Origin of the sequence: Paenibacillus sp. Soil787, from assembly GCF_001429545.1 — a bacterium.
Classification (GTDB): domain Bacteria; phylum Bacillota; class Bacilli; order Paenibacillales; family NBRC-103111; genus Paenibacillus_E.
In genome coordinates this window covers 450,819-463,797 of the sequence record NZ_LMSP01000012.1, presented here as the reverse complement: position 1 = coordinate 463,797, position 12,979 = coordinate 450,819, and the positions used below count along the sequence as shown (strand labels likewise).

The 12,979-nt window shown below is 46.8% G+C and carries 11 protein-coding genes; 9 read left to right on the top strand and 2 right to left on the bottom strand.

The annotated features are described in order from the left end of the window. The first annotated feature begins 136 nt into the window (after positions 1-136). The 3 genes from ASG93_RS14700 to ASG93_RS14690 all read left to right on the top strand — a co-directional run bounded on the left by ASG93_RS14700 (position 137) and on the right by ASG93_RS14690 (position 4,451). On the top strand, positions 137-1,846 hold the full coding sequence (locus ASG93_RS14700) for a DNA repair helicase XPB (protein ID WP_056833104.1): 1,710 nt from the start codon (positions 137-139) through the stop codon (positions 1,844-1,846). Further along, positions 1,836-3,872, top strand: coding sequence for a helicase-associated domain-containing protein (locus ASG93_RS14695; RefSeq protein ID WP_056833102.1), 2,037 nt, complete (start codon positions 1,836-1,838; stop codon positions 3,870-3,872). Before ASG93_RS14700 ends, ASG93_RS14695 begins: the two co-directional genes overlap by 11 nt. Before the next feature lie 129 nt (positions 3,873-4,001). Beyond that, positions 4,002-4,451 carry a YlbF family regulator gene (locus ASG93_RS14690; protein ID WP_156410898.1) on the top strand — a complete coding sequence of 150 codons (450 nt, stop codon included), beginning with the start codon at positions 4,002-4,004 and terminating at the stop codon, positions 4,449-4,451. Positions 4,452-4,454: 3 nt separating this feature from the next. Here ASG93_RS14690 and ASG93_RS14685 read toward each other — a convergent pair whose 3' ends face one another. Further along, positions 4,455-5,459, bottom strand: a complete 1,005-nt coding sequence (locus ASG93_RS14685; RefSeq protein WP_056833099.1) for an asparaginase — start codon at positions 5,457-5,459, stop codon at positions 4,455-4,457. A gap of 47 nt (positions 5,460-5,506) precedes the next feature. Here ASG93_RS14685 and ASG93_RS14680 point away from each other — a divergent pair, with 47 nt between their 5' ends. The 6 genes from ASG93_RS14680 to ASG93_RS14655 all read left to right on the top strand — a co-directional run bounded on the left by ASG93_RS14680 (position 5,507) and on the right by ASG93_RS14655 (position 10,621). Continuing rightward, positions 5,507-5,770, top strand: coding sequence for a YlbG family protein (locus ASG93_RS14680; protein WP_029195610.1), 264 nt, complete (start codon positions 5,507-5,509; stop codon positions 5,768-5,770). Positions 5,771-5,981: 211 nt separating this feature from the next. Next, positions 5,982-6,419, top strand: a complete 438-nt coding sequence (locus ASG93_RS14675) for a hypothetical protein (RefSeq protein ID WP_056833097.1) — start codon at positions 5,982-5,984, stop codon at positions 6,417-6,419. Positions 6,420-6,531: 112 nt separating this feature from the next. After that, complete coding sequence (locus tag ASG93_RS14670; RefSeq protein WP_056833096.1) at positions 6,532-7,443, top strand: selenium metabolism-associated LysR family transcriptional regulator; 912 nt, start codon at positions 6,532-6,534, stop codon at positions 7,441-7,443. 75 nt (positions 7,444-7,518) lie between these two features. Next, on the top strand, positions 7,519-8,376 hold the full coding sequence (locus ASG93_RS14665; RefSeq protein ID WP_056833094.1) for a PHP domain-containing protein: 858 nt from the start codon (positions 7,519-7,521) through the stop codon (positions 8,374-8,376). Next, positions 8,373-9,254 carry a UTP--glucose-1-phosphate uridylyltransferase GalU gene (gene galU / locus ASG93_RS14660; protein WP_056833092.1) on the top strand — a complete coding sequence of 294 codons (882 nt, stop codon included), beginning with the start codon at positions 8,373-8,375 and terminating at the stop codon, positions 9,252-9,254. The genes ASG93_RS14665 and galU overlap by 4 nt, the downstream gene beginning before the upstream one ends. A gap of 44 nt (positions 9,255-9,298) precedes the next feature. Next, positions 9,299-10,621 (top strand): UDP-glucose dehydrogenase family protein, encoded by a 1,323-nt coding sequence (locus ASG93_RS14655; protein WP_056833497.1) that lies wholly within the window; start codon positions 9,299-9,301, stop codon positions 10,619-10,621. 547 nt (positions 10,622-11,168) lie between these two features. On the opposite strand, the gene ASG93_RS14645 is transcribed toward ASG93_RS14655, so the two are convergent. Beyond that, positions 11,169-12,929: an NFACT family protein gene (locus tag ASG93_RS14645; protein ID WP_056833088.1), complete on the bottom strand. Its 1,761-nt coding sequence runs from the start codon at positions 12,927-12,929 to the stop codon at positions 11,169-11,171. Positions 12,930-12,979 lie beyond the last annotated feature (50 nt).

Here is a 12,979-nt window from a genome sequence, read left to right as displayed (position 1 = left end):
AGTTTTCGTAAGGAAACTTTCTTTGTAAGAAAGCATAGATCGAAAGCATTTCCTTAAGTATGTTTTAGACGTTAGCATGGCGGGGATGTTTAAATCAAGTGCTTTCCTTTCATACTAGGAAAAAAGGAGGCAGCACATGATTGCCATGGATCCTACCCGTCCTCTGATTGTACAGAGTGATTTATCGATATTAGTGGAAGCGAATCACCCGGAATTTGAAGCTGTAAGAGGGACGATATCCCGTTTCGCGGATCTGATCAAAAGCCCGGAGCATCTCCATACGTATCGGATTACGCCATTATCGCTATGGAATGCTTCAGCTGCTGGGATGCCAATAGAAGAAATGTCGGACTTTTTACAACGAAATGCCAAATTTGGTGTCCCTACCGGGGTACTAAGCAGCATACGTAAATATGTGAAGCGGTATGGCATTCTGCGTATGGAGAATGTCGGAAATGAGCTCTATTTAGTTAGCGATGATACGGTCGTGTTAAAAGAAATTAGCGCTTACGATTCGTTGAAGAGTTATCTAGAGGATACCCGCGGAGAGCGTGCTATTGCTATTTCTCCGATTTCACGAGGGGTCTTGAAGCAAGAACTTATCAAGCTGGGGTATCCTGTTGAAGATTTAGCCGCTTATCGCCGCGGTGAGTATCTTCCGATACAGCTTCGGAATGAAGAAACGATGGAAGCGCCGTTCCAATTGCGGGATTACCAAAAGCATGCTGTAGATGCCTTTAACCGTGTTGGAGAAGGCGGCAGCGGTGTGTTAGTGCTTCCTTGTGGGGCAGGGAAGACGGTGGTCGGCATTGCTGCGATGGCAAGGTGCAATTGTGCGACATTAATTTTGACAACCAATGTGACTTCGGTGAAGCAGTGGAAGCGTGAGATTTTGAGCAAAACGGGTTTAGCGGAAGATCAGGTAGGGGAATATAACGGCACTACGAAGGAAGTAAGGCCTATTACGATTGCGACTTATCAGATTTTGACGCATAGAGGAAAAAAAGAGGACGAATTCTCGCATATGCGGCTGTTTAGTCAGAGAGACTGGGGCTTGATCATATATGATGAGGTACATCTTTTGCCAGCCCCCGTTTTTCGGGCCACAGCAGAGATACAAGCGACTCGCAGACTAGGATTAACGGCTACTTTAATTAGGGAAGACGGCCGTGAAGAGGATGTTTTCTCGCTTGTAGGGCCGAAGAAATATGATATGGCTTGGAAAGAGCTTGAGTCCAAGGGCTGGATAGCCAAGGTCGCCTGCAAGGAAGTACGAGTGCCTCTATCGGCTTTGGATCGGGATCGTTATGGAGCCTCGGGTGCCAGGCAGCAGTTCAGGATTGCTGGAGAAAATGCCGCTAAGCTAGACGTTATTGACTACTTATTGCGGCTTCATGTTGATGAACAGACATTAATTATTGGCCAATATATTAGTCAATTAGAGCTTATCGCTGCCCATACCGGCGCGCCCATGATCAGCGGCGGAGTGGCGCATGAAATTCGAGAGGACCTATACGAACAATTCAAGAAGGGTCAGCTGCCCCTCCTTATTGTATCGAAGGTTGCCAATTTTGCTGTAGACCTGCCCGACGCCGTCGTAGCCATTCAGGTGTCGGGCAGTTATGGTTCGAGGCAAGAAGAAGCGCAGCGGCTTGGGCGCATCCTTCGCCCTAAGAGCAGCGGTACGAACGCAGCTGTCTTCTATTCACTCATTAGCGAGGATACGAAGGAGCAGGATTTTGCGATAAAAAGGCAGTTGTTTCTAGTTGAACAGGGCTATCAATATAGCATAAAGAGTTGGAATCAAGCGGCGAAATGGCGAGAAGGAGCAAAGGATGAGATTTGAACATATCGATAGGAAAATGCCCCGAGAACTAAGAAAGCTCATTATGGAACAAAAATGGTGCTCTTCTTTGCTGGAACAAGGCGTGGCATTCCCTGATTTATTGACTGATCGGAAGTACCTTGCTGAATTGAACCGGCATTTGTCATTGGATGAAAAGCATACGCTGCGACTCATCATATCCGCATTTGGCTGTGAACCGTTTACAAGAGACGCGTTGGAAAAGCAAGCAGCTCTTCGTATGGCGGGTGCGCAAATCGCTCTAGGCCTTGTAGGACTTAGAAGAGCAGGCGTAATTGTCGCTTTCCGCAAAGCGTGGGGGGAGCAGCTTTTTATCCTGCCTGAGGATGCTTTCGCAGCGTGGCAGTTGTTGTTATTTCCTTCAGATCAGCTTCAAACAGGTAAAGAGGATTTGGCTCTTGAGTTGTGGGAAGGCGAAAGTTCAGGGCAATTAAACACATCAGATGCGGCAGCGCCATTACATCCTAGAGGCTTGGCACAGCAGCTGTTTCATTTTCTGGAGGCTTGTAACCAACAATCTTATCTACCTCTCACGAACAAAGGGACTTTACATAAAAAGCAGCTGCAGAAGCTAACGGAACATCTAGCCTTGCCTAATGACATATTACGCTCTGCTGGGATTAGTTACGCATTTAGAGACGTTTATGACGAGCCTGCCGCGCTAATGATTGAAATGGCTATTCGCATGGGTTTCCTCTCCATTCACAGCCAAGGTGACCGTTACCTCTTCAATCAGCATGCTTGTTTAAGATGGCTTCAGGACTCCTACGACAGGCAGCAGGGGCAATTATACCAGATTTGGCGTCAATTGTTGGTTCCGGCACCTGTTTGGCTTGAACATGGCATATCATTGATGGAGAGGGGAGATATCGGGCAGTGGTATGAGGTGGACACTATTGCTAAAGGAATTCGTTCTTGCTGTTCCCTAGGGGGGCAGGTGTCGGATGAATCCTCACTTCGCAAGGCCATCATGACCGCATGGATAACGCCTTTATCTGTTTTCCGTTTCATAGAGTTGGGTGCCGATAAGGAAGATCATCTATGGTTTCGATGGTTAATCACACCGATACAAGAGGCATCACATCATGAGGATAATGAGCTCAGATTGTCAGAAACGCATGTTGAGGTGCGTCCCTCGCTTTATGTGCAGCCTGATTTCGAAATTTTACTCCCCCCTGATGTATCGCTTCGCACAGAATGGGATATCACGGCTTTCGCTGATCTCCAAACGACAGATCTTGTTCGTACCTATCGTATAACCAAAGAAAGCTTCTACCGTGCTTGGGAAAATGGGATGAGCAGCGAAGAGATGATTCGGTATCTGCACGAGAATGCTCTTTACGAAGTGCCCGCGCATATAACGATTACTTTGCAGCAATGGGGGGAGCAAGCCGGTAAGCTATATATCGAAGAAATAACACTGCTTCGCTGTCGTTCCGAGGATATTGCAGAGGCCTTGCTTAGAAATGAGAAATGCCTGCCACTTCTTGGGGAACGCATTGGCGGCTCAGATTTTATTGTTTTGCGTGAACATCTTACTGTCCTTACGAAGTGTTTAGAGAATATGGGTTTCCATCCAAGAAGCAGCCGAAAAGACGAGAATGCAGCGGTTGCCAATACCTTGATTTCGTCCGAAAATCAGACAGGTGGCCTTTGTTATTCACGGGATACCATCCAGCTCTATGAAATGGATACCCACTTGCCGGAGCGAGACGAGTTGTATCCAGATATGCAGGATATTCCTGTAAGCTGGATTAAGGAATTTCGTGAGTATCACGGCTCAACGCGCAAAGAAATGATCCGTAAAGCTATCGAATGGAAAAGCGTTTTGCAGCTTCGTAAAGAAGGACGGAATCGCTTCATTATTCCCCGAATTCTACGTGAGGAACGATCGGGCTGGATATTAGAAGGACTGGAGGAATATCAGGAGATTTCATTAGCGAGTGAGGATTGGAAGGAAATGAAGCTAATTTTGCCAGGTATCAATGATGAAGGTGTTTATACATAGGTTAGAATGAGCGAGTGAGCAAATGGATGAGGATTTCGCTTCAAAGAGAAAAGGAAGAAACTCTTGGGGAACTGTGGTATAGTAGAGATGTTATATATTTTTTGAGAGGAAGGATGTTGAACTTAAGTTATGTTACAGACAATGGAAGCAGAAACAATAGATATGTCGGCCGTTCTGATGCAGGCCTATGACATGGGTGATATGATTAATTCCTCTGCAGAAGTGGCAGATTATTTATATTGGAAGATCGCTGTGGAGAACAGCACGGAAGTTCGGGATCTTAAAGCGGTTTTCGCCAGAAAGAAAGATGCTTTCGAGGAATGTGAACGCTTCGGGCATTACCACCCAAGCTATCACGAAGCATTAGCCGCGGTGAATGAGATTCAGGAGAAGCTGCATGCTGTTGAAGCGGTGCGCAGGTTCAAAGAAGCGGAAGACCGTTTGGACGATTTGTTGTTTACAGTTTCTACAACGATCGCGCATGCGGTCTCCGATACGATTAAAGTCCCAAGCAATAATCCACTCCCAACTGGCAAAGGCTGCAGTTCCGGTGGAAGCTGCAGCGGGAATTGCGGGTAATCACTAAAGCTGGAAATCGGGGCGGATGATTCCGACCTCGGTTCCTTGCCAGTTATGAATGGTAGGGGTATGATAGGAGGCAAGTTCGCTTACTTCGGATTCCGAAAGCAAGCTTAGCTGCTTCAAAGCTTCGACGACAGCGGGATACAAGGCCCGAGCATGACCGTCTTCGATCTTTAAGACGAAGCCTAATCCCTGCTCAGGAATCGAGATGGCGAAGATGCCTTCGGCTCCCATCTTGCCGATGATACGGCCACCCGTTACCTCGATTAATCGCGTATCGAAGCGGTCGCTTCCCGCGAGGAATTGAGGATATTTTCGCACCGCGGCGACAATTCTTTGGCAAGCGTTTGCACGTCCTTTCGGTAATTCGTCAGGGCGGCCTAATCTGGCGAAGGCGAGTGCCAGTTGGTCAATCCTCATGCCGAATACGGGCACCCCGCAACCGTCAATCCCGAGCTGCATCTGCGGCTTCGGCACGCCGGTCATGGCGCACACGGCTTCCAGCATAAGCTGCTGGACAGGATGCTGGATGCTCATGTAGGAATTCGGCGATGCACCCAGGTGTGCGCTAAGCGCCAGCATGCCCGAATGTTTGCCCGAGCAATTGTTGTGCAAGGTGCTCGGGGATTCACCTCGCTCGCGCATCGCCTGTGCAGTAGGCGCGTGGTAAGGATCATGTGCACCGCACTGCAGGTGCTCATGGTGGTAACTGAGCTTGCCCAGGATACCCTGGGCCGTGCTCACGTGCTCAGCTTCCCCGTTGTGGGAAGCGCAGCATAAGGCGATTTCGGCATCGGTGAGGCCGAAATGATCAGCCGCGCCGGATTCTATCACCGGCAAGGCTTGAATGAGCTTCGCCGTCGAACGGGCGAAGGTGAGCAGCTGCGGGTCGCCTGCTTGATGCAGCAGCGTCCCTCCAGCGTTAACGACCGCGAGGTGGACGCGGTGAATACTTTCTGTTAGGCTTCCACGGAATATGCGGACAATGGTGTCAGAAGGCTTCATGTAGCGGGTTCACTCCATACTAGGATTATTGAAAAGAGGTTGCAATCATGATGATCGAGCGTAGCGGATTAATCATTTGGGTAAACGATATCAAAGCCGCGAGAAACTTGGAACGGTTCGGTTCCCTTCATTACATATCCAAGAAAATGAATTATGCCGTTCTTTATATACATGCCAGCAAAGTAGATGAGACAACACGGAACCTTTTGAAGCTCCCGTACGTCAAGAAGGTAGAGAAGTCTTACCGTAACGAAATTAAAACCGAATACAGTAGTGATGTGCCGGACAAAACTAGATTTTACACCCTTTGAGGCTGCAGTGCAAAACGAAAGCTTCGTAAGAAGCTTTTTTTATTTTTTGAATTTTTAGAAAATAAGCATTTTTTCATGATCTCACAAATATTTATTAATAATTTTATATATTCTTTCATGGGAAAAAAAGTTATAATCAAGTAAAATATAACTTACATGCAGATAGGGAATAGGTACACGGTCTCATTTTAGTAGGAAAGGGGTTGTGATCATGAAAGACAAGGTGATGGGGAGATGGAGTACTTATGAACCATTCTTCGTACAGCTGGGTGACAAGAAAGTGGCGGACGTCGTGATCACGAATCATGCAAAGCTGAGATGGAGTGATCGTGTTTCTAGCGAAAACAATTCACTCGAGGAAATTTGCGCTTTTCTGTGGGAAAAGCTTAAAAATGATAGCATCGTCCCTTATTATCGCAATGAAGAAGACGTTTATCTCATTGATGATGACTTAGTTGTTGTGGCGGAGTTTGCCCATTTGGAGCATGAGACTGATCTCGTGGGCAATCCGCTTCACAAAATGATTATTGTTACTTTCCTTGGGAAAATGTCGGAAACGATGGAGCTTCGTGATTTGAAGTCTTATTATTCTTGGCTTAGACACTCGCGTCGCATGACACTGATCAAGAACAGTCGCAAGCGTCGATAGCCGAATAGGTTGCTTAACTGGAGTGTGTCGATGAAGGCATGCTCTTTTTTGTGTCTTAATGGACTGTGTGCTTGCGATTTCATATAATGGAAACAAAGAGAGGCGGGTTTACATGGCACTTAATTTTCATCAACTGCATATCTTCTTTACCGTGGCGGAGAAAGGCAGCTTCTCTCACGCGGCGGGAGCCTTACATATGACACAGCCTGCTGTGACCATGCAGGTGCAATCTCTGGAAGATTATTTCGGCGTCAAGCTATTTCACCGCAGCACCAAAAAGATCGAGCTGTCCGAAGCGGGACGAGCTCTGCTGCCATTTGCTAAAAACAGCATTGAGCTTATCCGTGAGACCGATGTTGCTATGTCCAAATTTACGAAGATGATTGAAGGACGGCTGCAGTTGGGCGCCAGCTTGACGATGGGGGAATACATTTTACCTCGCCTTCTTGGACCCTTCAGCAAAGACTATCCTAACATCTCCGTATCGATGAAAGTGATGAATACAACTCAGATTTTGGACGAGGTCCTGGGTCATCAGCTCAATTTCGGACTTGTCGAAGCGCCTATTCATCATCCGGATGTCCATACCGAAGCGATTCTTAGTGATGAGCTTAAGCTCATCGTGCCTGCGGATCATCCGCTAGCCGATATGGAGGTTGTCACACTGGAAGAGCTGCTGAAATATCCGTTTGTGCTTCGTGAGCAAGGTTCCGGGACGAGAAGAGTGATGGAAGAAGAGTTCGCGCGCTGCAACATGGATTGCTCTTCCATGAAAATTGTCATGGAGCTGGGCAGCACAGGTGCTATTAAATCTGCTGTTGAAGCGGGTTTGGGCATATCCATTCTTTCCCAGTCGTCCGTTAAGCATGAAGTGACGCTAGGTCTCTTTAAAGTGAAGCAGATCGAGAACATTGTCTTTGAACGCAGCTTCTATGCCATTTACTTGAACTCTACGCTGCTGCCAATTTCGGCAGTAAGCTTCATGACTTTCTTGCGACAAGAGGATTTAAGCCGCTTCCTTTAATATTTTACATAAGTCTACAGTTCGCTTAATGATGTGTTCATAGTTATCATTTACGATGAAAGAAGGGAATAGAAAATGTCTGCAAGAATCGAAGCGGATTTACATACACATACGACAGCATCAGATGGGACTCAGCGCCCTGCTGCTAACGTTCAAATGGCTTTTGACGCTGGACTGGGCGCATTAGCGATAACTGACCACGATACGGTCTCAGGTGTCTCAGAGGCGCTCTTAGCGGGGCGTGAGCTCGGTATTGAGGTTGTGCCAGGCGTTGAAATTTCGACTGTAGCTAATGGTCAGGATATCCACGTGCTAGGTTATTATATTGACATTCATAATGAGGGGTTTCTTCAGAGACTGGCTTCTTTGCGAGACACGAGAGATACCCGCAATAACATGATTATTGAGCGCTTGCAGCAGCTTGGACTAGACATTACGATGGCGGAAGTGCTTCGGGAAGTAGAGAATATTAAGAGTAAAGGCGACACAGTTGGAAGGCCTCACATTGCCGCGGTACTGCTGCACAAAGGCTATGTGAGCTCGATTAGCGAGGCTTTTGACCGGTATTTAGGAACTGGTGCTGCCGCTTATGCCAATCCACCAAGAATTGAGCCAGCTACGGCGATTAGGTGGATCCGAGAAGCGGGAGGGAAGGCCGTCCTCGCACACCCAGGTATTTACCATGATGATGCCCTTGTAGAGGCAATTGTCCATCAAGGCTTGGATGGTATTGAAGTCTATCACTCTGATCATACGCCGGAAGATGAGGCGAAGTATCTCAGCCTTGCACTGCGTTCCGGACTTCTCATAACGGCTGGTTCCGATTTCCATGGTGAACGAGGCGGTGTCGTATTCCACGCACCTATCGGTTCGAGGCGAATAGGAATCGAAGTTTTACAACGCCTAAAGCCAGAGAAGGAGCAGCGCTCATGAAGAAAATTCGCAAAGCTATTATCCCTGCAGCTGGTCTGGGAACTCGTTTCCTGCCAGCTACCAAGGCGCAGCCCAAAGAGATGCTGCCGATCGTTGATAAACCTGCCATCCAATATATCGTTGAAGAAGCGATTGAATCTGGCATTGAAGATATTATTATTGTCACTGGACGCAATAAGCGTGCCATTGAAGATCATTTCGACAAATCGGTCGAACTTGAGATGATGCTGGAGGAAAAAGGCAGTACGCAGCTTCTCAAAATCGTGCAATCCGTTTCGAATCTGGCCGATGTTCACTATATTCGGCAGAAACAGCCTCTCGGACTTGGTCATGCGATTCTGTGCGCCCGCAAATTTATTGGGGATGAGCCATTCGCGGTTCTTCTTGGCGATGATATTCTTCAATCCTCACCACCGGGACTTAAGCAAATGATGGACATTTATGAACAATCCGGAACGTCTGTCATTGCTGTGCAAGAAGTGCCATGGGAAGATGTCAGTAAGTATGGGATCGTCTCCCCGGCAAGCAGTCTGGACAAGTACCGGTTGATCGAAGATCTGGTTGAGAAGCCGGACCGAGATCAGGCGCCTTCGAATTTAGCCGTTATTGGCCGATACATCATTATGCCGGAAATTTTCGGTATTTTGGAGAGGCAAGAGCCTGGCCGCGGCGGTGAAATTCAATTGACCGACGCTTTGCGTGTACTCAACAGGGAGCGGCAAATGGCTGCCTATCTGATGCAAGCTAAGCGCTATGACGTTGGCGATAAGATGGGATACATTGAAGCGACTATTGAGCTTGCCTTGCAGCGTCCGGATTTACAGGACCAAGTAAAAGCCTATCTATTATCTCTGATTCATCAGTTGGATTTAAAATAGAGAAACGCGGATGGAAACTTGGGAGGTTGGATGGCATGGTACAGGTGCAGCGAATTGCGGTTATTGGAACGGGATATGTCGGTCTGGTATCGGGTACTTGCTTCGCGGAGATGGGGCATCAGGTGATTTGCGCTGATCGTGACGAAGGAAAGATAGCTCGCTTGCAGCAAGGGGATATTCCAATTTATGAACCTGGTCTGAAGGAGCTAGTCTCGTCCAATCTAATAGCCCGCCGCCTATCGTTTACATCGTTAATCAGTGACGCCATATTCTTATCCGATATCATCTTCATTGCTGTTGGAACACCAACAATGGACAATGGCGATGTGGATATGACCCAAGTTAACAGTGTCATTGCAAGTATTGCCGCCTATTCCACTACTTCCAAGATCATCGTGATGAAAAGTACCGTACCGGTAGGTACGGGTCGCTGGGTAGAAGAGCAGTTGAAGTCTTTAGCTGCTGCTGATTTAGACATACATGTTGTTTCCAACCCTGAATTTCTTAGAGAAGGATCTGCGATAGAGGATACCTTTCATCCGGATCGTGTCGTCATTGGTGCAGATCACCAGGAAGCAGGAGCTCGAGTTGCTGCCCTGCACGCTTCTTTACGTACTGAGCTGCTTCTGACAGACCGCGAAAGCGCTGAGCTTATCAAATACGCCTCCAACGCCTTTCTGGCAGCCAAAATTTCATTTATTAACGAAATGGCTCATGTGTGTGAGAAGGTGGGGGCTAATGTTGGCCTTGTGGCCAAAGGAATGGGGCTGGATCGCCGGATTGGTCCTCATTTCCTGAACGCGGGTATTGGATACGGGGGCTCCTGCTTCCCCAAAGATACGAAAGCGCAGCTTAAGCTTGCTCAGAACGTCGATTATGATTTCAAAATATTACGTTCCGTGATTGAAGTGAATCACCTGCAGAGAGAACGCTTCGTACATAAAATTGAACGTGCAGTCGGCAATTTGAATGGGAAGCGAATAACTGTATTAGGTTTGGCTTTTAAGCCCAATACAGACGATTTACGTGATGCTCCTGCGCTTGATATTATTGCCGCACTTAAAGAACGGGGCGCCATAGTTAATGCCTATGACCCTGTATCTACAAGGCATGCCGCTCAGCTCCTTCCGGAAGTGAACCTGTTCACCGATCCTTATCTTGCCCTCCATGAGGCTGACGCGGTGGTTATCACGACGGAGTGGGATGAGATTCGCCGCTTGAATTGGCGTCTGGTCAGAAGTCTTGTGAAGGAATCCCTCATCGTGGATGGTCGGAATATATTTGAACCAGAAGAGATGAGTAGACTCGGTTTTACCTATGTGTCGATCGGTAGGAAAACAGCCGTGTTGGATGTGGTTATTTCATAAAATCATGAAATAAAGAACCTAGCGGTAAGCCGCTAGGTTCTTTATTTACAAGCCAGAATTTATATGGTTCGGGTTTGGTTTAAGCGAAAGCTTAACCCTTATTTAACATTTATAAGTTTAGGTTTGAGCGAGCTTTAATGAGATGAAGTGACTATGTTTGTTTGTGATAACCTGCAATTGTACATGCTTTTTTCTTTGAATAGCTCCTATTCGTAAATTCCTGCAATCGTGCAGGCTTTTGCGGTCTTTTTTAATTTCAGGATGGAAAATCAGAAAATTCCTGCATAATAGCAGGCTTTTCCTCTTTTCAAACGGTTTTAACAAAAATATCTGCACTTTCGCATTAATTGTGGGCCGTTTCAACAGTTCTTGGAACCCCCCCTATGCACTCAAGAATGGGTTTTCACCAAGGACCTTAGGCAGAGCCTGAGTTTTTTTCTGTAGATAAGAGAGTATAAGTTTTATACTTTTGCTTCGCATCTACCTTGACAAAAGCGCTCGTCCCTGAAGGACGACGAAGTCGTTTATCTTTCTATCCAAATGAATGTTATTTTATCGTAACGTTCATCTGCTTAATCATGTTCTCATCCGGCGTTACAAATAGTGTCTTCTGATTCACATAAATAACAAATCCGGGCTTTGATCCATTCGGCTTGTGGACATGTTTGATAGCTGTATAGTCAACAGGGACTTGGCTGGAATGTTTGGCTTGACTGAAATAGGCGGCCAATTGGGCTGCCTCCAGCAGGGTAGTCTCTGAGTAGCTATCGCTGCGAATAACGACATGGGAGCCAGGAATATCCTTCGTATGCAGCCATGTATCCATCGAAGAGGCAAGCCGATTCGTTAAATATTCGTTCTGCGTATTATTTTTACCAACATAGATTGGGACACCTTCACTGGAAAGGTAGCAGGCCAAAGCCGGCTTATCTTTCTTTTTCTTTTTACGCTGTTTTTTGTTGCGGTCACGTACATAACCTTGCTCCATAAGCTCATCGCGGATCTCTTCGATATCGGTTAAAGAAGCGACACTAAGCTGCTGCAGTAAGGAGTTTAAATACGTAATCTCTTGATGGGTTTGTGCAATTTGTTCCTCGACAATCGCGGTGCTGTTTTTCATTTTTGTGTACTTTTTAAAATACCGCTGAGCATTTTCAGAGGGGTTCAATAGCGGATCCAGCTTTATTTTTATCAAAGCCTGGTCTTCATCATAGTAGTTGATGATCTCGACCTCGCGATCCCCTCTTTTGATCAGGTGAAGGGAGGCCGTCAACAGCTCGCCGAGAATCCGGTATTTGTCGGCATCTTTGGAGTCATCAACGGTTTCTTGAAGTTTTTCCAACTTTTTAACATTTTTATTCGCTTCATTATGCAAAAAACGGAGCAAATCGGCCACACGTTGTTTGACCGTATCTCTTTCCGCTTTATCGCCATAAAAATGCTCCAAACAATCACTCGGAGTCGCATAGGACGTGGAAATGCCGGTAATGTGTGTTAAAGGTGTCATGGCAAAGAACAATTTACCAGTACCTTCTTGCTCCACAATGACGGGTTCGTAGCGATGCTGCCGTACAGCCGTCATTACACCATCGAAAGCTGTCCACAGGGCCGTTGGGTCTAATTTATGTTCGTTGTTCCCGTCTTGACGGCTGCGGTATACGATTTCTTTGGCGATCAAAGGGCTTAAACCACTGAATGTATGAACTAATTTTTGTTCTGGTTTATCCTTGGACTCTTCTTCACCGGAATCTTGATGAATAGCTTGCAGGAACGAAGAGGCATCGGCCTCTAGTGGATTTTGCTTATTCTGTTCTGGCGGCGTGACATACCTGCTTCCCGGCATAACAATCCGATAAGAACTTATTGCGGGCGTTACGTGATGGATGCCGTCTAGAATCGTTTCTGTTGCCGGGTCCAGAAGAATAATATTGCTGTGACGGCCCATGATTTCTACAATAATCTGTTTGGTGCTCATATCTCCTAATTCATCGCGATGACGAATTTGCATACGGATGACCCGCTCCATGCCGATTTGTTCCACGGCTTCAATCACACCGCTCTCACAGTGCTTGCGAAGCAGCATGCAGAACATAGGAGCATCCATTGGATTTAACGAGGACTGCTCGGTGATTTGGACCCTCGGATAGGTAGGATTTGCTGAAAGAAGAAGTTTCACATTTTGCCCTTGTGCTCGGATGTGCATAATAACGTCATTTTCGGTGGGCTGGTGAATTTTATTGATTCGGCCTCCTACACACGCTTGCAGTTCGTGAACAATTGCATGAAGGACTAGTCCGTCTAAAGCCATGATACATACAACTCCATTTCTAGGGAGCTAACTGCAATGTGCGTTGAAAT